This is a genomic window from Acinetobacter sp. 3657 (genome assembly GCF_031456775.1).
Classification (GTDB): domain Bacteria; phylum Pseudomonadota; class Gammaproteobacteria; order Pseudomonadales; family Moraxellaceae; genus Acinetobacter.
Genome location: NZ_JAVDVH010000010.1, coordinates 42229 through 63286, shown reverse-complemented (window position 1 = coordinate 63286; position 21058 = coordinate 42229). Strand labels below are relative to the sequence as shown.

The window sequence follows — 21058 nt, the reverse complement described above, 5'->3', positions numbered from 1 at the left end:
ATTAGTCACGCTCCGCCAAAGGTTTGAATTCTAGATTTTCAGGACCTGTATAGTTCGCGCTTGGGCGAATGATCTTACCGTCTTGACGTTGCTCAATCACATGCGCTGACCAACCTGCGGTACGTGCAATCACGAACAATGGCGTAAACATAGCGGTAGGAACACCCATCAAGTGATAGCTCACTGCACTGAACCAATCAAGGTTCGGGAACATGTTTTTCACTTCTTTCATCACCGCTTCTAGACGTTCAGCGATCAAATACATTTTGTTATTTTCTTGTGCTTCAGCAAGATCATACGCCACTTTCTTGATCACTTCGTTACGTGGATCAGAAATGGTATATACAGGGTGACCAAAACCGATGATCACTTCTTTCTTTTCAACACGACTACGAATGTCTGCTTCTGCTTCGTCGGCATTGTCATAACGCTGTTGGATGACGAATGCAACTTCGTTTGCACCACCATGTTTTGGTCCACGTAGCGCACCAATACCACCTGTAATCGCTGAGTACATGTCTGAACCTGTACCTGCCACGACACGTGAGGTAAATGTTGATGCATTGAACTCATGCTCTGCGTACAGAATCAATGAGGTATGCATCGCTTCAATCCATTCTTCAGATGGTTTTTCGCCATGAAGTAAGTGCAGGAAATGTGCAGCAATCGAGTCATCATCAGTTTCGACTTCGATACGGCGACCATTGTTGCTGAAGTGGTACCAATACAACAACATTGAGCCTAGGCTTGCCATCAATTTATCAGCAATGTCTTTTGCGCCCGCTTCGTTGTGATCTTCATGTTCAGGCGTTAAACAGCCCAGAACTGAAACACCAGTACGCATCACATCCATCGGGTGTGCCGAAGGTGGAAGTTGCTCAAGTGCCGTCTTAAGTGCAGCAGGTAAGCCACGTAATGCTTTTAATTTTGCTTTATAGGCTTTGAGTTCGGCTTTGTTTGGCAGTTTGCCATGTACTAGTAAGTGTGCCACTTCTTCAAATTGGCTGCCCACTGCGAGGTCAAGAATGTCATAGCCACGATAGTGCAAGTCATTACCGCTACGCCCTACAGTACACAGTGCCGTGTTTCCTGCAACTTGACCACTGAGTGCAACTGATTTTTTTGGTTTGAAGCCTGTTGTTGGCGTTTCATTACTGCTCATAAGATTGTCCTTTTTTTATATCTTTGGGTTAAAACTTGCCAATTCCCTAATCCCCCTAAATCCCCCTTTTAAAAGGGGGATTTCACATTCATCCTAGACAATCTAAGATTTATGTTATTCCCCTCTTTTTCAAAGATGAGGAACATGGTTCCGCAAGGGGGGGGGGAGATTTATTACTTATTTCTTTTCAAAAGTTCCATCTAGATATTGTTCAAACGCGTGGTAGTTAATACGCTCATACAATTCTTGACGAGTTTGCATGGTGTCCACCACATTCTTTTGTGTACCTTCTTTGCGTAAAGTCTCATACACATTTTCTGCGGCCTTATTCATCGCACGGAATGCAGAAAGTGGATATAAAGCAATACTGACATCGGCAGAAGCCAATTCTTCCGTGGTGAATAATGGTGTAGAACCAAATTCAGTAATGTTCGCCAATACAGGCACTTTGGTCAAATCAGCAAACTGCTTATACATGGCCAATTCAGTAATTGCTTCAGGGAATAACATATCCGCCCCTGCTTCAATATATGCACCTGCACGATCAATCGCTGCTTGTAAGCCTTCAACCGCCAAAGCATCCGTACGTGCCATGATCACAAAACTGTCATCAGTACGTGCATCAACCGCTGCTTTGATGCGGTCAACCATTTCTTGTTGTGTCACGATTGCTTTATTTGGGCGGTGACCACAACGTTTAGCACCGACTTGATCTTCGATATGCATCGCTGCTGCACCGAACTTAATCATCGACTTGGTGGTACGTGCAATATTAAATGCAGATGCGCCGAAACCCGTATCCACATCCACCAATAATGGTAAGTCACAAACATCAGTAATACGACGCACATCTGTCAATACATCATCAAGGTTGCTAATGCCTAAATCAGGTAAGCCCAACGAACCTGCCGCGACACCGCCACCTGATAAATAAATGGCTTTATAACCTGCACGTTTTGCCAATAAAGCATGGTTTGCATTAATTGCACCCACCACTTGTAATGGTTTTTCTTGTGCGACCGCGTCGCGGAATAGCTGACCAGCAGACTGTTTAGCCATGTTGATATTCTCCTTGAGTTTGCAGCAATGTTTGCTCAACAATTTTGTAGGATGCATTGATGTGACGGTGCATCAGCATTTCGGCGAGTTCACCGTCACCTTCAGCAATCGCATCTAAAATGCGGATATGTTCGTCCAAAGCCTTGCTTGGTCGATCAGTGGTATTTGAAAACTGGATTCGATACATGCGAATGAGGTGATATAGCTCATCACACAACATTTTTTCGAGGGTCTTATTGCCACTACTTTTAATAATGCAGTAATGGAAATCATCTTGCCCTTCTTGCAAATAATAACCTTTACCTGCTTTAAAATTTTCATCTTCAGCATGCAACCGTAATACATCGCGTAATGCCAAGATTTGTTTTTTATCGATATGTTGCGCAGCGAGTTTACACGCCAACCCTTCTAAAGAAGCACGAATCTGATATAGCTCTTGGAACTGTTGCAGCGAGAGAGAGACCACACGGGCACCAATATGTGCAGTCCGCTCCACCAATTTCTGTCCTTCGAGACGATGAATCGCCTCCCGTAAAGGCCCACGGCTAATCCCATAAATACGTGCCAGTTCAGGTTCAGAAATCTTACTTCCCGCAGGAATCTGCCCCAAAACGATCGCAGACTGAATTTGCTTAAATACGTGTTCCGTCAGTGTTCTTCCCTGACTTGTGCTGATGGCTTGTGGAACAAGGGTATCTTGCATATTGTCGACAATCTCTACCGTTTTGATGATTTTATAACGAGATATGACAAAAATTGCAATAGGATTGTCGACAATAAAAATCAAGTCTCGGACAATCTCACCAGCGGCAGTTCCTGTCTAAACAAATCAGCAACCAAATCAAGAGTCATATTAATAACAAATAAAACAAAAACTTATAGAACAAGATCAACTCAATGTTGTTTTGATCCTTGCCACAAAGCTGACTTTATCTTTTTTATTCTACGACGATGGTATGACAGCTTGATTGTCAACAATCCTGATAACCTGCTCGTCTTAGACTGATTTTGTAAGTAAATACTGCACTAGAAATGCAAATAATAGAGTGCTTCATCTGCACTTTATTGGTACATTATTGGGCATTCAAAAACACCTCCATGCCCCTTGTTGAATAAAAGGACATTGTTAATGTTTCAACATATCCCACCTTATGCAGGCGATCCAATTCTTTCATTGATGGAACAGTTCAATGCTGATCCACGCGCTGAAAAGGTGAACCTCAGTATTGGTTTGTACTATAACGAAGACAGCATCGTTCCTCAGCTTGATACCATTATCGAAGCGCAAAAACGCATTGCACCGAAGAATACGCAAACCAAGCTTTATCTTCCAATGGAAGGTTTCAAACCTTACCGTGAAGCGATTCAAGCCTTATTGTTTGGTGCGAATAGCCCAGCAATTCAACAAGGTCGTGTTGCGACGATTCAAACATTGGGTGGATCAGGTGCATTGAAAGTCGGTGCTGACTTTCTAAAAACATATTTTCCAAATTCAGAAGTTTGGGTGAGTCAACCGACTTGGGATAACCATGTTGCCATCTTCAATGGTGCAGGTATCAAAAGTAATTTCTATCCATACTTCGATGCTGAAACGCGTGGTGTCGATTTTGATGGCATGTTGTCTACGCTGAAAACACTACCTGAACAAAGCATTGTGTTGTTACACCCTTGCTGTCATAACCCAACAGGTGCGGATTTGAATCCAGCACAATGGGATCAAGTGATTGCGGTATTAAAACAAGGCAATTTAATTCCATTCCTAGACATCGCCTACCAAGGTTTTGGCGATGGTATGGAACAAGATGCCTATGCAATCCGTGCCCTAGATCAATCTGGTTTAAACTTCATCGTCAGCAACTCATTCTCTAAAATCTTCTCGCTGTACGGTGAGCGTGTTGGTGGTTTGACTTTCGTTTGTGATGATGCAGAAGCAGCAAAATGCACATTCGGTCAGTTGAAAGCAACGGTTCGCCGTATCTACTCTAGCCCACCAACAACAGGGGCATGGTTAGTGGATCAAGTGTTAAATGACGCTGCACTGAACCAACAATGGCAAGACGAAGTCAAAGAGATGCGTGAGCGTATCCTTAAAATGCGTATCATCTTAAGAGATGAGCTGACCAAAGCATTGCCAGAACGTGACTTTAGCTATTTGGTGAATCAAAAAGGCATGTTCAGTTACACAGGTTTAACGGCTGAACAAGTAGATACCTTACGTGAAGAATACGCAATCTACCTCGTTCGTAGTGGTCGTATCTGCGTTGCTGGTTTAAACATGAATAATGTCTATAAAGTTGCGAAAGCGGTTGCTGAAGTTTTAGCGAAATCTGCTTAACTTATAAATTCATCTACACTTCTTTACTTAAGAATGGCTGTTTCAACTGAAGCAGCCATTTTTTATTTTCCGCTGTCTTTGTATACTGCAAGGTATTAATAAACAACAAACAGCGCTTTCAAATATGACACAACTCACTTGCTTTAAAGCCTACGATATTCGCGGCAAACTCGGTACAGAGCTGAATGAAGAGATTGCCTATAAGATTGGTCGCGCTTATGGGCAAATCTATCAACCGAAAACTGTGGTGATCGGGTGTGATATCCGTTTAAGCAGTGAAGGCTTAAAACAAGCCACTATTCGTGGACTCAATGATGCAGGCATCAATGTGCTTGATTTAGGGATGACAGGGACGGAAGAAGTCTATTTCGGTGCATTCCACCTCGATGTTCAGGGCGGTATCGAAGTCACTGCTAGCCATAATCCAATGGATTATAACGGCATGAAATTGGTCCGTGAAAACGCCCGTCCAATCAGTGCGGATACAGGCTTAAAAGAGATTCAAGCCTTAGCTGAATCAGGTCAGTTCGTTGAAGTCACACAAAAAGGGACGACAGAAAACTATAACATTCTGCCTGAGTTCATCGAGCACCTACTGACCTATATTGACCCACAAAAAATTAAACCGCTTAAATTGGTGGTAAATGCTGGTAACGGTGCAGCTGGTCATGTGATTGATGCGATCGAACAGAAGTTCCAACAGCTCAATATTCCAGTGGAATTTATTAAGATCCATCACGAAGCAGATGGTACATTTCCAAATGGTATTCCTAATCCGATCCTGATCGAGAATCGTGACAGCACTCGTGATGCAGTACTTAAACATCAAGCCGATATAGGGATTGCATGGGATGGTGACTTTGACCGTTGCTTCCTATTTGATGAAAAGGGTCAGTTCATAGAAGGCTATTATATTGTTGGCTTATTGGCTCAAGCGTTCCTGATCAAACAATCAGGTGAGAAGATCGTGCATGATCCACGTCTTGTTTGGAACACCTTTGATATTGTAGAAAAATATCAAGGGATTGCAGTACAGTCAAAATCAGGACATGCCTTTATTAAAGATGTGATGCGTGAACACAATGCCGTTTACGGCGGTGAAATGAGTGCACATCATTATTTCCGTGATTTTGCTTATTGCGATAGCGGGATGATCCCTTGGCTACTGACAATTGCCCTACTCTCTGAGACAGATCAATCACTTTCGACTCTCGTTGAAAACATGATTGAAAAGTTCCCATGTAGTGGTGAGATTAATTTTAAAGTCGCGGATACACAGGCAACGGTACAAAAGATCTTTGATCATTATGCCGATCAAAATCCACAGATCGACCGTACTGATGGGGTAAGTCTTGATTTTGGTGCTTGGCGCTTAAATGTTCGCGCATCGAATACAGAGCCGTTGTTGCGCTTAAATATCGAAAGCCGTGCCGACAAAAAACCTCAACCAATGCAGGTTTATGTCGATGAGTTGACGGCGTTGATTACAAGTTAAGTAAAAAAACAGGGAGCAATTGCTCCCTGTTTTTTAGATGGCCTATTGATAACCATTAGGATTTTGTTTTTGCCAATTCCAACTGTCTGCCAACATATCTTCAAGTGTATATTGTGGTTGCCATCCCAACTCTGCAACGGCACGTGCATTATCTGCAAATGACGTAGCAACATCACCCGCACGACGGGGCGCAAACTCAAAAGCGACTGAAGCCTCATTCACTTGCTCAAATGTATTTTTCACTTGTAGAACTGATGAGCCATTGCCAGTGCCAATATTCCACGCACGACAGCCTTGTGCAGAAAGTCGATTTTTCAAGGCACATAAATGTGCATTTGCAAGATCAACGACATGAATATAATCACGAACACCCGTACCATCCACCGTATCGTAATCATTACCATAAATCGATAATTTTTCACGACGACCAACAGCTACCTGTGTCACATAAGGCATTAAGTTATTTGGAATCCCTTGAGGATCTTCACCAATTTGACCACTTTTATGTGCGCCCACTGGATTAAAATAACGAAGTAAGGCAATCGACCATCTTGAGTTAGCTAAAGCCACTTTTTGTAGCATCTGCTCAATAATCAATTTGGTATAGCCATAATTATTACTTGGCATTCCTGTCGGCATATCTTCATTAAGTGGCGAAGTATTGGCTTCATCATAAACCGTAGCTGATGAACTAAACACTAATGTAAACACACCTGCCTTTTCCATCGACTTGATTAACTGGATACTACCAGCAATATTATGATCAAAATATACTAAAGGAATAGTCTGGCTTTCACCCACCGCTTTTAAACCGGCAAAATGAATCACTGCATCAATCTGATGATTTTGAAAAACTTGATCTAATGCAGCTTCATTACGAATATCGGCCTGTACAAAAGCCAAAGTTTTATTTGCTAATCGCTGTACTCGGTTGAGTGATTCATCTGAGCTATTGGATAAATTGTCAAAAACAATAACCTCATGCCCTGCATTCAGCAACTCTACACAGGTATGTGAACCGATATAACCAGCACCACCTGTGACTAATATCTTAGCCATCCGTTTTTCCTAATAAAATTTTAAGCAACCCTTGTGTCGATGCATCAAATACAGATAAATCATCTTGTTCGCGGTTTAAAATTGGCAAAAGCTGATTAGCGATTTCTTTGCCTTTTTCTACACCCCATTGATCAAATGGATTGATATTCCAGAGTACAGATTGCACAAAAACTTTATGTTCATAAAGCGCAATCAACATACCCAAACTATAAGGATTGAGCTCTTTTAATAAAATAGTCGAACTTGGCTGATTACCCTCGTATTGCTTATATGCGGGTAAATCTTTGAGTTCATCTGCTGCAAGTGCCTGATTACCAAATGCCAATAAACGAGATTGAGCTAAACAATTCGATAATGCGAGATGATGCTGTTCAACCAATGCATCGGCACTTTCGACATAGGTAAATTGATTAGCATTATACCGTTTAACAGGTGCAATAAAATCACAGCTGACCGAATGTGTGCCTTGATGTAACAACTGATAAAATGCATGTTGAGCGTTTGGACCCACTTCACCCCATACAATTGGACAAGTTGCCGTCTCTACTTTCTCTCCATTCCGCTGAGTTGACTTACCATTCGACTCCATTTCCAATTGTTGCAAATAAGAGGCAAAATATTTAAGTCGCCCATCATAAGGCAAGACAGCATGGGTCTGAATATCGAGAAAGTTATTATTCCACACGCCTAACAAGCCCATTAATACGGGAATGTTTTGAGAAAATGGTGCCGTTTGGAAATGTTGGTCAATCGCATAAGCACCCGCTAAAAGCTGCTTAAACCCATCCACACCAATCATTAATGCGATGGGCAAACCAATACATGACCACAGTGAATAACGACCGCCCACCCAATCCCACAATAATAATTGCTTATCAGGAGCGATTCCCCATTCCGTCATTTTTTCTGCTTTGGTTGAAACCCCAATAAAATGATTGGTCAGAATTTTGGTATCTGTGCCCAAAGCTTTTTCTAACCATTGACGTACCGTTTCTGCATTAGAAAGCGTATCAATCGTACCAAAAGATTTTGACGAAATAATAAATAAAGTCGTTTCAGGACGTAGACGATGAAGTAATGCTGAAAGCTGACTACCATCCATAGTCGAAACAAAATGAACATCCAAGGGTTTTGCGGTCTTGACCTTAAAATCTGACAGTGCATGCGTCACCATCAATGGACCCAAATCAGACCCCCCCACCCCAATATTCACCACATCCTGAATCACCTCACCTGTTGCACCACGATATTGTCCCGTATGGATCTTTTCCACCAAGGCATACATGTGCTCGAGTTGTGCTTGAACATGCTGATTAATATTAGAAAAATCTGGACTGGTTTTTGGTAACCTTAAGGCCCAATGCATCGCAGCACGATGCTCTGTGAAGTTAATTTGCGCTGATGAAAATAGTTTTTTGATCCATTGCGTTAAATCTTGACTGTGCGCTAAATCCACTAATCCATCTAGAATAGGCTGATCAATCCGGTGTTTACTAAAATCTAAAACAATTTGATCGTATTCCACTGAAAACTTGTGAAAGCGTGACGTATCCGCCGCAAAGAATTGATTCAGGTGCGTCTCTTTAGATTGTGCTTTCAAACGAGATAAGTGTTCCAATACAGTACGCTGATCTTTGACTGGAAATAGATGCATAGGATTCATCATAATTAACGCCCCACGCCCATGTATGCAAAACCTTGTGCTTTCACATACTGTGGGTCATAAATATTACGCCCATCTAAAATCAAAGGATGTGCCATACACTGTGCCAATTGCTTAAAGTCAGGACTCCAATATTGTTTCCATGCCGTCAAGACACATAAACCATGCACATCTTGAACAGCCTCATATTGATCATCACATAAGATAAGATCATCACGCTGACCATACATCGTACTAATTTCTTCTAAGGCTTGTGGATCATGTAACTGAACAGTTACCCCCTGCGCCCAGAGTGCGACCAACATTTGATGAATCGGGGACTGTTGAATACTCGAGGTATTCTCTTTAAAAGAAGCTCCCCAAATGGCAATTGTTTTGCCTTGTAAATCACCGTGGTAATAATTCCAAAACTTACGGAATAGGATTTCTTTCTGCTGCTCGTTGATTTCCCAAACTTGAGCAAGCAATTGGCTTTTGACCCCTGTATTGGCCACAGTATTGGAAAGTGTCAAAATATCATGCGAAAAGTTCTCACCACCAAAACCAGCACCGGGTGCTAAATAAGCTGCACCAATCCGATTATCCGCGGCCATACCCTGACGTACAGAAGCAATATCAATACCCAATTTTTCTGCCACAACCGCAAGATCATTGATATAACTAATCCGTGTTGCCAACATGCCAGAAATACTTAGCTTAGTGAATTCTGCATCTAAAACAGGCATAAACAAATAATGCTGTTCTAATGGGAAGAAAGACCGTAATAGTTCTTTCACTTTTGTTTGCACATCAACTTGTGTACACCCAACAATCAACTGCTTCGCCTGTGTTAAACTCTGTAAAGCATTCCCTTCCTGAACGTTATCTGGCAAATAGACCCAGTGGTCGTCTGACAAGATCTGTTGGAATTTTTCAGTGCCGTGCAAACCGAAAGTTGAAGCGTTGATCATCAATTTTGGATGGATAATTGGACGTTGTTTTAAAGATTGCAAAAGTCGGAAAACTTGTGCTTCTTGCATCTGATTAAAACTAAACAGATAGACATCAATATCTAAAGGGATATCATCCAGATCACGATAGTTGAGAAAACCACTGCTCTGTTGTTTTTCCAGCAGCCGACTGACATTTTCATCATGAAATGAATACTGTAGATCACCTATTACGGCATTGGGATGCGAACACCAATATACAAAATGACCTGATTCCGAGAATAAAGCGGACATTACCCCTGCATATAGGGTATTGCCAAAAATTGCAATCTTCATAACTATTAATCCTGAACTATAGTGCTAATTCACGAATTAAGCCCTTGAAATCTTTGCCCAATTTAGGATGCTCAATACCGTAGTGTAATACCGCTTTGAGATATCCAAGCTTACTACCACAATCAAAAGTCTGTCCTTTCATCCGATAAGCTTCAACAGCTTGCGATTTCTGCAATGCTGCGATGGCATCTGTGAGCTGAATTTCATTTCCAGCCCCACGCGGGGTATTTTCCAATAATTGCATGATTTCAGCAGGCAGAATATAACGGCCAACCACAGATAAATTTGAAGGTGCTGTTCCAACCGCTGGCTTTTCAACAATACCCTGCATGACGATACTTTCGCCTTCACTCGGTGAAACAGTCACATCCACAATACCATACTGATCGACTAAATGATCAGGAACCGCCTCAACCATGATTTGTGCAGCCTGAGACTGTTCAAAACGTTGAATCATAAGTGATAAATCATTTTCAGGAACAGCGTTCTTCACCAACACATCTGGCAATAACACCGCAAAAGCATCGTCACCGACAATATCTTTGGCACACAATACCGCATGACCCAAGCCTAAAGGTTGAGGCTGGCGCACACTGATCACACTGACATGTTTGGGTAAAATCTCAGTAATTTCTTTGAGTAAATCAAATTTCTTTTTTTGCTCCAAGGTCGTCTCAAGCTCAAAATTACGATCAAAATAGTTCTCAATCGAAGCCTTGGAAGAGTGAGTCACCAAAATAATTTGTTCAATACCTGCCTCGACCGCTTCACGAACTACATATTCAATCGCTGGACGATCCACAACAGTAACCATTTCCTTTGGAATCGACTTGCTCGCTGGTAAAAACCGTGTACCTAAACCTGCAACAGGTAAAATAGCTTTTTTAATCATATTCTCTCTCAATTTAGTTAACTCGAACGTCACCACTACGTTTATACCCATCGACATAATGTTCAAGCTGCATTAAAGCCCAATCCACATCATGATCAACTGCTGTCATTTGATTGATTTTAGCAAAGATTGCTTGTATCTCTGGTAAAGGATAATGCTTTTCAAATGAACGTAAAATCCGAGTATGTTGCGTATATTCAGTATTATCCTGATCGATCAATAGTTCTTCATAGAGTTTTTCACCTGGACGTAAACCACTATACGCGATTTCAACATCACCCTCAGTCGAACCAGACTCACGAACTTTTAGACCACTCAATTTGATCATTTGACGTGCCAAATCTTGAATTCGAACAGGCTCTCCCATATCCAACAAGAATACGTCACCACCTGATCCTAAGGCACCCGCTTGAATCACAAGCTGCGATGCTTCAGGAATGGTCATAAAATAACGCGTCACGTCTGGATGAGTCACGGTAATCGGGCCACCCACTGCGATTTGCTGTTTAAACAGAGGAACCACTGAACCAGAAGAACCTAAGACATTACCAAAACGAACAATACTAATTTGAGTGTTGGGTTTAGTTTCAGCAACCGCTTGGCAGTATAACTCTGCCATACGCTTAGATGCCCCCATGACATTGGTCGGTCGAACAGCTTTATCGGTCGAAATCAGAACAAATGTTTCAACACCTTTTTCAACCGCCGCATTCAAACTATTCGCCGTCCCAATCGCATTATTTTTTAAACCTGCAATCGGATTACACTCAACCAAAGGCACATGTTTATAAGCGGCGGCATGATAGACCGTTTGCACCTGATATTGTTCAATAATTCGTTCTAATTTTTGTTGATCTTGCACCGTACCCAAAATCGACACGATCTCACAGTTTGCAGTTAAGCGTAATTCCTTATCAATACTATATAAAGCAAATTCCGTTAACTCATATAAAACCAACAATTTCGGTTGATTCTTAATAATTTGACGACACAACTCTGAACCAATCGAACCACCTGCACCCGTGACCATTACCACTTTATTTTGAATATTTTTTACCAAAAGATGGGCAATAGGAGGAATAGGATCACGCCCAAGTAAATCAATAATATCAACTTCTTGAATATCAGAAACTCTGATTTCTCCGTCGACTAACTGGGTCAAACCTGGTAATTCAGTAATCTTTAAACCAGAAGATTCAAATTGTTGAATAATTTCAGTTTTTCGTACCCGCCCAACTGAAGGAAGTGCAAGTAAAATTTCATCAATATGTTCTTTTTCAAACCGTTGTAAGGCTTTTTCAACAGAATAAACATTTAAACCACCAACGATTTGACCTTGTAACGAAGCATAATCATCAATAAAAAAGATCGCCAGATGATCATCAGAACGATGTAATGCTGCTGCAATTTGTTGTCCTGCATCACCTGCACCATAAATCGCAATCCGTTTACGCCCCAGCTCTGAATAAAATGAAACTTTGACCACAAAACGAATAAGTGCCCGACTCATCCAGACCCACGTAAACATCATAAAACCAAACATAAACGGAATAGACATCGGAATATGTGCTTTGGTGATATATGTCAGTGCATATAAAGCCAGCATCGTCAAAAAAACAGCCAATGCTAATTTGACGATAAAAACCTCATTAAAGGTTCGGACAATAAAACGATAGACACCTGTAAGTGCAAGACTACAAATCGCAATCAAACTAACGAACAAAGATCCATGATCAATGCCTGAAACAACATCTGCTTTCAAATCAAATAAACGAATGACATAACACAGCCACAAAATGATAGGAAAAGCGAAAGCATCCAAAATCACAAGAAACAACTGTTTATACAGCCTTGGCGCTGAGGCAAATTGATGAATAATCTTTTTCACAATGATCTTCTAATCATCCCACATTCAGTTCGAACTTTATACGCACTTCTAATGTAACTGAAAATAACTTTTACACATCAAATACGCAATACTTAAAATAGTAGGATACACGTCGCATATCCTATGGTTTTCTATTACTTAGTTGCTGGTTTGGTCATAGCGGCTTGTACTGTTTGAATAGCATCCACAGTTTTTATCAAACTTTCTTCACTCAAATTCGGGTGAACTAGAAACATTAAACTTGTTTCACCGAGTTGCTTCGCATTTTTCAAACGTTCAACGGGGCGCCAAGGCGTGTTATCAAAAGCATGCTCTAAATAAACCTCTGAACATGAACCACTAAAACATGGCACTTGCTGGGCATTGATTTCTTGCATCACTCGATCACGCGACCAACCTTCAGGAAGGGTGTCCAAATTTATCTGTACATAACATTTATAGTGCGCGTGTACATAGTGATCTGCTGGACGATGTACCGTGAAGTACGGAGAGTTTTCAAATGCCTTTAATATTTTCTCTGCATTTTGGGTCCTATTTTTTGTCCATTCAAGCATTCGTGTTAGTTGAATTCGACCAATCACCGCTTGCATTTCCATCATGCGCCAGTTGGTTCCAAAAGAATCATGTAACCAACGGAAACCTGGTGGGTGCTGTTTGTTATAAATACTGTCAAAGCTTTTACCATGATCTTTATAAGACCACATTTTCTTCCAAAGATTCTCATCATTGGTGGTGACCATACCACCTTCACCACCTGTAGTCATAATTTTATCCTGGCAAAATGACCAAGCTGAAATATGACCAATTGATCCAGCGGGTTTACCATTATATTGCGCACCATGTGCTTGAGCGCAGTCTTCGATGACGTATAAACCTTTTTCTTCAGCAAGCTGCATGATTGGGTCCATATCACACATCCAACCTGCCAAGTGCACACAAATAATGGCTTTGGTCTTCGGTGTCAAAACCGCTTCGATGGTCCGTCTAGAAATATTTTGAGAATCTAATTCAACATCAGCAAATATTGGATTTGCCCCTGCCGTCACAATAGAACTTGCAGAGGCAAGAAAAGTTCGTGATGTCACGATCACATCATCACCAGCGCCGATGCATAAAGCTTTGAGTGCGACATCTAATGCCACCGTTCCATTCGCCAGTGCAATAGCAAATTTTGTGCCCGAGAAGGTTGCAAACTCTTTCTCAAACTCACGACATTCTTGCCCTGTCCAGTAATTTACTTTGTTAGAAAGCAGCACATTTTTGACGGCATCAGCCTCTTGCTGCGTAAAACTTGGCCATGGCTCAAATGCTGTGTTTAACATATTTATATTCCCAGTTCGTATTTACAAAGTCTATTTTTTCTCTAAAATCCGTGCAGGATTTCCTATGACAGTCACACCAGACGGAACACTCTTGGTCACTACCGCCCCCATACCTACAATCGCACCTTTTCCGATGACCAAAGGCTTATCAGGTGTTCCCTGTTTAATCACTGCACCAGTGCCAATATAGGCATGATCTTCAATATGGATATTGCCATTACACTTTACCCCTGGCGCAAAAGTAACATAATCACCAATGATGCAGTCATGTGCCACATAACTATAGATATTGGCATGAAAAAATTTGCCAATTTTAATATTTGAAGTCAAACAAGTGAATGGGCACAGCAAGCTTCCCTCACCCATTTCCACTGCATCCAATATAACTGTATTAGCTGCTATCACACCTAAATGTTGTATTTCATCCTGCTCTAAACGATGAGCTAGTTTTTCACGAACACTACTATTTGCAATAGCAATCGTTACTGCCTTCTGTGTTGCTGAGTTGTTAATAAAATCTGTGTAAGTTAAAATAGAATAATCATTTAAACTTCCACCTGCTTGACCATCATCAATAAAAACAAATTGTTCTTTTTTCAAGGTAGGAAATTGTTGGCGGACTAGCGGCATTACTTCTTTACCGAAACCACTTGCACCGTAAACACCAATAAATTCTGTCATTTATCTAATTCCTTGTTCTTTGTACCTGTAAATTTACTCATTGTTGCCTCTCCAGCTTCACTGATATCATCTTTGGCAATCACTTTTTTAACCGTCTGTAGCATAATTTTAAAATCCAACCAAAGCGATCGATTTTCTACGTACCAAGTATCCAGTTTAAATTTTTGTTCCCAACTAATTGCATTACGTCCATTGACCTGAGCATGCCCTGTCATGCCAGGGCGTACATCATGACGTTTCGCCTGCTCTTTATTATAAAGAGGTAAATATTCCATCAATAAAGGACGCGGTCCTACGATACTCATATCACCTTTAATTACATTCCAAAGCTCAGGCATTTCATCCAGACTGGTAGAGCGAAGCATTTTTCCAAAAGGTGTTAATCGTTCACTATCAGGTAAGACATTGCCTTGCGCATCAACAGCATCTTTCATCGTTCGAAACTTAATCATTTCAAACGGTTTACCATGTAAACCTGGGCGCACCTGGCGAAATAACACAGGCGAACCAAGATTCTTTTTTACCTTGCGAGCAACAATAAAATACAATGGAGATAAAAGAACTAATGCAGTAGTAGCAATAATGATATCGAGTAAACGTTTAATCATAGTATTCTCGGGTAATACACTCAGGAGATATATCCAATTGGTTAATATTGCTTAATAAGACCTGATTAAGCTGACTAGCGAGTTTATCTCTATTAAACTGAGTCTCAGCTAAGTTTTTTGCCTGCTTTCCTGCTTTTTCAATTCTGTCAGGACTCGAAATAAACTCAACAACAGATTTTGCAGCATCGTCTATAGATAATCTCCAAGTGATTAGACCACAATCATGGCGCTCTATAAGGTCGACCATCCATCCGCCATAGTTAATCAATATAGGTGTACCAGAAGCTAAACTATCAAAGAATTTATTTGCAGAGTTAGCCCTCATCTCTGGTTTATCTATAAATAATGCTGTACTTAATGTCGCAGCACTCATAATCACTGGAATCTCTTTTTTGGGTACTTGCTTCATCATAAATAAGTTTTGTTGCAGAACATTCAATAGCTCTGCCTGTTCTGCCACTTTTTCATACTCAACCCCATCCCCAACCAATAGAATACGGATCTCTGGATTAAGTACTTTCAACTTAGCAGCCAACTCAACGAGATAGCCAACACCATTAATGTGACCGAAAGTTCCTGTATAAACAATAAGTGGGCGATCTTGCAACCACTCATATGATTGGCGGAACTCACGAACTTTTATTTCATCAACTTCAAATAGCTCCATATCCGAACTATTTGGAATAACAGCGACTCTTTCCTTCGGATATCCTGTTTTAATAACCCCTGATTTCATCCCAGGAGACAAGGCAACAATAGCTTTAGAATTCCTATAAGCCCAGTCTTCTAAACGATATGCCAACTTCTGAGCTATTTTATTATTTAATGCTCCCATTGCAATTGGCAATTCAGGCCACAGGTCACGCACCTCAAAGACCATCGGTATTTTTAAAGCTCTCGCTGTAAATACTGCTGGAATTGCAATTGTCAAAGGTGTACTTGTTGCAAAAACCAAATCTGCCTGCAAACTTTTGCCTTTTTTGGCGGCATGGTATGCAAACCTAAAAAAAGCTTTGATTCTTTCAGAATATGTCATTTTGTTATTATAAAAGTTGGGAAACCAATGAACTTGAATTCCTGCCTCAATCGTAGTAAACCACGTTTGCTCATCCGTTTCTTTTAACCATGAAGTAATTACATGTACTTCATGGCCTGCTGCAACTAAACGACGAGCCATTTCATATGAACGAGTTCCCCCAGACATATCAGGTGTATTAAAGTATTGGTGAAAATATAAAATTCTCATAAGTGCTCTAGTCAGTATCCAAGAAATTTAGTTAAATTAAGCTGTCACCTCGCCCAATTGCATAATAAGCAAAGCCCATCTCTTTTAATTTTTGGGGGTTATATAGATTTCTACCATCAAAAATAACAGGGTTCTTCAATTGCTGCTTGATCAGATCAAAATCAGGTGCTTTGAAGACTTGCCACTCAGTACAAACCACCAAAGCATCAGCATTTTTTAGCGTATCTTCTTTTGAGGTCATTAGAACTAAATCATCTCGGCTACCATAGATTCTCTTTACTTCTTGCATCGCCTCAGGATCATAAGCTTGCACCTTTCCGCCGTTTTCCCAAATATATTCCATCAGAACACGACTAGATGCTTCTCTCATATCATCTGTATTTGGCTTAAATGAAAGCCCCCATATCGCAAATGTTTTGCCATTCAAATCACCGTTAAAATGTCTGGCTAAAAAATTAGGTAGTTTTTGCTTTTGGTTAAGATTTACTTTCTCAACAGATTGTAATAAGGATGCATCAAATCCTAATTGATCTGCCGTGCGGATAAGTGCCTGAACATCCTTAGGAAAACATGAGCCACCATACCCACAACCTGGGTAAATAAAATGATAGCCGATACGCTCATCAGAACCTATCCCCTTACGAACATGCTCGATATCAGCGCCAAGAAGCTCTGCTAAATTAGCCATTTCATTCATAAAGCTGATTTTTGTTGCTAACATACAGTTAGCCGCATATTTAGTTAATTCGGCTGAACGTACATCCATAAAAATTATTTTGTCGTGATTTCTATTAAATGGCTCGTATAACTCTCGCATTTTTTCTTCGACATAAGCGCTATTACTGCCAATAATAATACGGTTTGGACTCATGCAGTCTTTAACAGCACTGCCCTCTTTTAAAAACTCAGGGTTTGAAACCACATCGTAATCAATATTTTCTACATTTCTTTTTTGTAATATCTCTTTAACAACCCCACTCACCTTATCAGCAGTTCCAACAGGAACTGTAGATTTATTGATGATGATTTTTCTCTTTTCCATATGTTCAGCAATAGTTTTTGCAACACTGAGTACATATTTTAAATCTGCTGAACCATCTTCATCAGGTGGAGTACCTACAGCAATAAAAATAATATCTCCGTGCTCTACACCAGCAGCAGGGTCTACAGTAAAACTCAATCGACCATTGTTATAATTTTTGATAACCAGATCAGTTAACCCAGGCTCATAAATAGGTATTAGACCTTTTTTTAAGTTCTCAATTTTGTTTTGATCAATATCTACACATGAAACTTTATGACCTACTTCTGCAAGCACTGCTGCCTGTACCAGACCTACATAGCCGATACCAAATACAGTAATATTCATTTTTAAAACTCCTAAACAAATCAAAAAATTAACTTAAAATTCTGTATGACTAGATTTCTTTCGGTATTTGAGATATCCAATACTAAGTAATTTAAAAAAACTTAGAAAACTCATACCTGAATATCTATATTTTTTTAAAGAAAACAAGAAACAAATTAAAATACCCTTTTTTCCAAAAATACGATTAATCATCGCACCTTTTGCATAAACTAGTTCTTTATTAGTAAAAGCCCCACCTGATGATTCTTTAGGGTGATATACTATAACCTTTGGAACATACCCAATTTTTAATCCTTTACTAAAAGCATCAGCTAAAAATATATATTCCTCACTAGTAGGGAAATAACTCCCCAAACCAAAATCCTCATCAAATTTTATATTAGTTTTCAATATACTTTCCCTACGAAATGCTATTTCAACGGAAGATACTTTTGCAAGGCTCAGTTTATTATGCCAAAAAAAATTTTCTTTATAATTTTTATATAATTCTCCCTCAGGAGTTTCTACCTGAAATGTTAAAATATCTGCATCAGGATAGTCTGAAAATGCTTTTTTAATGACATCCTCCATATTATCATTAAAAAAAGTATCATTATCCGTGATCAAACAAATATCTGAGTTTGATTTTTCTAAACCACGGTTTCTACTTCTAGACAATCCTCTCTCATAAAAATTTAAAAAACTTTTATTTTCATGAATCTCATCCACACACTGATTGATAACAATTATATTGTGGGGGGGAGTACCTCTATTTAGACATAAAGGTATTGCTCCATACATTGTTGAACATAAGATTTCAATTTTCAACTCTAAAACCATCCGCGATAAAGGTGATATTCATATTCTGCAACAGGAAAAAATAAGACTTTTGCAATATAAAAAATAAAAACATAAACAAGGAGTAATAAAAAAGACAGCTTACTAGATCTAGAAAAAACATAATATATAGGGAAAATAAGGAAAATATTAAAATAAGCCCAAATTCTCAACATCATATCAAAACTCATAGCTTGCAAAAACATAAAATGCGTAAAGCTAAAAATCAAAATAAAAAAGTTATTTAAGCCACTTTTTTCACTGTCTTTATTTTTTAAAAAATAATACCAAAAAACGGCTATAATTGGAAGGTAGTAAAATTTAGTCACTAACTGCATTACATCTCTACCCTCAGTATATTGAGTACCCATATAAGATAAAAATCTTAGATTAAAAAACTCAAGAATATAGATAATTAGAGACTTAAAGTTGACAAGATAAATAAAGAAAGTAGATACAAATATTAAAAACAAATATTTACTACTAGAGGTAATCTTGATTTTAGAAAAAATTAATAAGAGGAAACTAGAAAGCACACTTGATGCATGTAAAAAAAGGCTAAAAACAGAGAAAGCCAAAGCCCTAAAGTTATTTCTCTTATAAAGGTGAATAGCAATAATAGGAACTGCATATATACATATATACTGTCTCAGACCATTCATCTGATTATGATAAATCCCAGTACATAAGAAAAATATCAAAAATATAAGCCAACTTTTATAACCTTCTATTTTTAATAAAAACAGCAAATAAAAAAATAAAAAAGCCTGAATTATACTTACCAATATAAATTGAAACTGAGGGTCTCCAAGAAACCTACCAAGCTCAACAATATAGTAATACAATATTTCATTTTTTTTTAGATAAAGCGCATGCTCATTATTAAAATAATATTGAAAATAAGTTGAATAGTCAGTTCCAACATTATATTGCAAACTTGGGACTACAGCAAAAATAATGAAAGCTGGTAACCAAAGAACGAACTGCTTCCAAAAATTTAATGAAAAAAATCTTTCTACACAGTACAAATATAGCGTTATAAAAAAGAAAACAAACAGAAATATCAAAGGCCTCCTCCACTTATGGTTTTAAAAACCTTCTTCATTTGAGAAAACCAAGTATAATTAATAATGAAATCCGTTATATCACTATCATTCCAACATCTATTTATATACCATTCACAAATACTATTAATATCAATATTACTTTCATCAGCAGGAACTTTATAAACAAAACTTTTCCCATCTAAGTCCCTATCATTTTCTGAGTAAATAATAGGAAGCCCATTTGCACAATACTCCTTATTCTTTAAAGTATTGATCTTAAATATATTAGACCGATGACGCCCCAAACTACCAACACCAATATGTGTATCTTTATATATCTCGTTAAGCTCTTGACTATTCTTGAAGCCTAAATACTCTACAAATTGATTTAACTTATTGTTTACTTCTAGTTTTTTTCTAATTTTTCGCATTTCTTCATTATTTGGACCCACAATATAAAATTTAAACGGGAAATTATTATTATCATGATTTATATGATGTTCAATTGAATCAACAAACCTATCAACACCATGCCAATAATATAATGAAGAAACAGATATAAACTTTAGAATGCCAGTATTTTTAACAGGTATATTCTTTTGAATTGAATCCTCACTTACAGCATTTGATATATTAATACATTTAACATCATAAATAAAATCATCATCAGAAAAAGTAACTATATAGTCAATTAGTCCTTTGTATTGCTTTCTATATATTCTATCTAAGAAATTATACACTTTTCCTTTAAAGCTTTTTGCCTCTTGATCATATGGATATGTTGGAATTTCCATGATTATTTTAACATTTAACGACTTCACCAATCTTAGGAATGAAATAAACCTTGGTGATGCGCCAATCATGCGAATATAAACCACATCAATATTTCTCTGTTTAATCTTCTTGATTAAAAAGTTAAACATAATTTTCTTTTTAGTTAGTAAACTTTGTGCTCTTAAATTAACTCTTTCAGTATCTCCAACAATACCATACAATCCACCTATGTTACCTGCCAATAAGACATTGCAATTCAATTGTTCAATAGCTTTGGTCTGAGCATAGATTTTTTTAGAAACCCCTGAAAATTTATCACTTAGATCATCGCTATAGCTAAAGTAAAGAACATTTTTCATTAATTACAAAATCCTAAAA

Annotated in this window: 18 protein-coding genes; 2 read left to right on the top strand and 16 right to left on the bottom strand. The window is 38.8% G+C overall.

The features are described from left to right. Position 1: 1 nt before the first annotated feature. The 3 genes from prpC to J2Y37_RS11710 all read right to left on the bottom strand — a co-directional run bounded on the left by prpC (position 2) and on the right by J2Y37_RS11710 (position 2924). Positions 2-1162, bottom strand: coding sequence for a 2-methylcitrate synthase (gene prpC, locus J2Y37_RS11720; protein WP_349032926.1), 1161 nt, complete (start codon positions 1160-1162; stop codon positions 2-4). 177 nt (positions 1163-1339) lie between these two features. Beyond that, positions 1340-2221 carry a methylisocitrate lyase gene (gene prpB, locus J2Y37_RS11715; RefSeq protein ID WP_004667983.1) on the bottom strand — a complete coding sequence of 294 codons (882 nt, stop codon included), beginning with the start codon at positions 2219-2221 and terminating at the stop codon, positions 1340-1342. Continuing rightward, positions 2214-2924 carry a GntR family transcriptional regulator gene (locus J2Y37_RS11710; protein ID WP_241323834.1) on the bottom strand — a complete coding sequence of 237 codons (711 nt, stop codon included), beginning with the start codon at positions 2922-2924 and terminating at the stop codon, positions 2214-2216. Before J2Y37_RS11710 ends, prpB begins: the two co-directional genes overlap by 8 nt. Positions 2925-3350: 426 nt before the next feature. On the opposite strand from J2Y37_RS11710, the gene J2Y37_RS11705 reads away from it, so the two are divergent. Both J2Y37_RS11705 and J2Y37_RS11700 read left to right on the top strand, forming a co-directional pair. Then, on the top strand, positions 3351-4556 hold the full coding sequence (locus J2Y37_RS11705; protein WP_349032925.1) for an amino acid aminotransferase: 1206 nt from the start codon (positions 3351-3353) through the stop codon (positions 4554-4556). A 124-nt stretch (positions 4557-4680) separates the two neighbouring features. Continuing rightward, on the top strand, positions 4681-6051 hold the full coding sequence (locus tag J2Y37_RS11700; protein WP_349032924.1) for a phosphomannomutase CpsG: 1371 nt from the start codon (positions 4681-4683) through the stop codon (positions 6049-6051). A gap of 42 nt (positions 6052-6093) precedes the next feature. Here the strand turns inward: J2Y37_RS11700 and galE are convergent, their stop codons facing one another. The 13 genes from galE to J2Y37_RS11635 form a co-directional block, all read right to left on the bottom strand. Next, on the bottom strand, positions 6094-7110 hold the full coding sequence (gene galE / locus J2Y37_RS11695; protein WP_349032923.1) for a UDP-glucose 4-epimerase GalE: 1017 nt from the start codon (positions 7108-7110) through the stop codon (positions 6094-6096). Beyond that, positions 7103-8776 carry a glucose-6-phosphate isomerase gene (gene pgi / locus J2Y37_RS11690; protein ID WP_349032922.1) on the bottom strand — a complete coding sequence of 558 codons (1674 nt, stop codon included), beginning with the start codon at positions 8774-8776 and terminating at the stop codon, positions 7103-7105. Before pgi ends, galE begins: the two co-directional genes overlap by 8 nt. A gap of 2 nt (positions 8777-8778) precedes the next feature. Beyond that, entirely contained in the window at positions 8779-10038 is a 1260-nt protein-coding gene (locus tag J2Y37_RS11685; protein WP_349032921.1) for a nucleotide sugar dehydrogenase, read from the bottom strand. Positions 10039-10054: 16 nt separating this feature from the next. Beyond that, positions 10055-10930 carry a UTP--glucose-1-phosphate uridylyltransferase GalU gene (galU, locus tag J2Y37_RS11680; RefSeq protein ID WP_349032920.1) on the bottom strand — a complete coding sequence of 292 codons (876 nt, stop codon included), beginning with the start codon at positions 10928-10930 and terminating at the stop codon, positions 10055-10057. A gap of 13 nt (positions 10931-10943) precedes the next feature. After that, the gene (locus J2Y37_RS11675) at positions 10944-12818 is read right to left on the bottom strand and encodes a nucleoside-diphosphate sugar epimerase/dehydratase (RefSeq protein WP_349032919.1); all 1875 of its coding nucleotides are present in this window, start codon (positions 12816-12818) and stop codon (positions 10944-10946) included. A 134-nt stretch (positions 12819-12952) separates the two neighbouring features. Further along, on the bottom strand, positions 12953-14140 hold the full coding sequence (locus J2Y37_RS11670; RefSeq protein WP_349032918.1) for a DegT/DnrJ/EryC1/StrS aminotransferase family protein: 1188 nt from the start codon (positions 14138-14140) through the stop codon (positions 12953-12955). A gap of 30 nt (positions 14141-14170) precedes the next feature. Further along, positions 14171-14821, bottom strand: coding sequence for an acetyltransferase (locus J2Y37_RS11665; protein ID WP_349032917.1), 651 nt, complete (start codon positions 14819-14821; stop codon positions 14171-14173). Beyond that, on the bottom strand, positions 14818-15429 hold the full coding sequence (locus J2Y37_RS11660) for a sugar transferase (protein WP_349032916.1): 612 nt from the start codon (positions 15427-15429) through the stop codon (positions 14818-14820). Before J2Y37_RS11660 ends, J2Y37_RS11665 begins: the two co-directional genes overlap by 4 nt. Further along, positions 15422-16675: a glycosyltransferase family 4 protein gene (locus J2Y37_RS11655; protein WP_349032915.1), complete on the bottom strand. Its 1254-nt coding sequence runs from the start codon at positions 16673-16675 to the stop codon at positions 15422-15424. Before J2Y37_RS11655 ends, J2Y37_RS11660 begins: the two co-directional genes overlap by 8 nt. A gap of 31 nt (positions 16676-16706) precedes the next feature. After that, on the bottom strand, positions 16707-18044 hold the full coding sequence (locus J2Y37_RS11650; protein WP_349032914.1) for a UDP-glucose/GDP-mannose dehydrogenase family protein: 1338 nt from the start codon (positions 18042-18044) through the stop codon (positions 16707-16709). A gap of 33 nt (positions 18045-18077) precedes the next feature. Continuing rightward, entirely contained in the window at positions 18078-18851 is a 774-nt protein-coding gene (locus tag J2Y37_RS11645) for a glycosyltransferase (RefSeq protein WP_349032913.1), read from the bottom strand. Positions 18852-18853: 2 nt separating this feature from the next. Next, positions 18854-19927: an EpsG family protein gene (locus J2Y37_RS11640; RefSeq protein WP_349032912.1), complete on the bottom strand. Its 1074-nt coding sequence runs from the start codon at positions 19925-19927 to the stop codon at positions 18854-18856. Then, complete coding sequence (locus J2Y37_RS11635; protein ID WP_349032911.1) at positions 19924-21039, bottom strand: glycosyltransferase; 1116 nt, start codon at positions 21037-21039, stop codon at positions 19924-19926. Before J2Y37_RS11635 ends, J2Y37_RS11640 begins: the two co-directional genes overlap by 4 nt. Positions 21040-21058: the final 19 nt, after the last annotated feature.

Coding starts and splice junctions, on each gene's coding strand:
- J2Y37_RS11635 (WP_349032911.1), bottom strand. CDS start 21,039: ATGAAAAATGTTCTTTACTTTAGCTATAGCGATGATCTAAGTGATAAA.
- J2Y37_RS11700 (WP_349032924.1), top strand. CDS start 4,681: ATGACACAACTCACTTGCTTTAAAGCCTACGATATTCGCGGCAAACTC.
- J2Y37_RS11670 (WP_349032918.1), bottom strand. CDS start 14,140: ATGTTAAACACAGCATTTGAGCCATGGCCAAGTTTTACGCAGCAAGAG.
- galU (WP_349032920.1), bottom strand. CDS start 10,930: ATGATTAAAAAAGCTATTTTACCTGTTGCAGGTTTAGGTACACGGTTT.
- J2Y37_RS11665 (WP_349032917.1), bottom strand. CDS start 14,821: ATGACAGAATTTATTGGTGTTTACGGTGCAAGTGGTTTCGGTAAAGAA.
- J2Y37_RS11660 (WP_349032916.1), bottom strand. CDS start 15,429: ATGATTAAACGTTTACTCGATATCATTATTGCTACTACTGCATTAGTT.
- galE (WP_349032923.1), bottom strand. CDS start 7,110: ATGGCTAAGATATTAGTCACAGGTGGTGCTGGTTATATCGGTTCACAT.
- J2Y37_RS11710 (WP_241323834.1), bottom strand. CDS start 2,924: ATGCAAGATACCCTTGTTCCACAAGCCATCAGCACAAGTCAGGGAAGA.
- J2Y37_RS11685 (WP_349032921.1), bottom strand. CDS start 10,038: ATGAAGATTGCAATTTTTGGCAATACCCTATATGCAGGGGTAATGTCC.
- pgi (WP_349032922.1), bottom strand. CDS start 8,776: ATGATGAATCCTATGCATCTATTTCCAGTCAAAGATCAGCGTACTGTA.
- J2Y37_RS11705 (WP_349032925.1), top strand. CDS start 3,351: ATGTTTCAACATATCCCACCTTATGCAGGCGATCCAATTCTTTCATTG.
- prpB (WP_004667983.1), bottom strand. CDS start 2,221: ATGGCTAAACAGTCTGCTGGTCAGCTATTCCGCGACGCGGTCGCACAA.
- J2Y37_RS11650 (WP_349032914.1), bottom strand. CDS start 18,044: ATGAATATTACTGTATTTGGTATCGGCTATGTAGGTCTGGTACAGGCA.
- J2Y37_RS11655 (WP_349032915.1), bottom strand. CDS start 16,675: ATGAGAATTTTATATTTTCACCAATACTTTAATACACCTGATATGTCT.
- prpC (WP_349032926.1), bottom strand. CDS start 1,162: ATGAGCAGTAATGAAACGCCAACAACAGGCTTCAAACCAAAAAAATCA.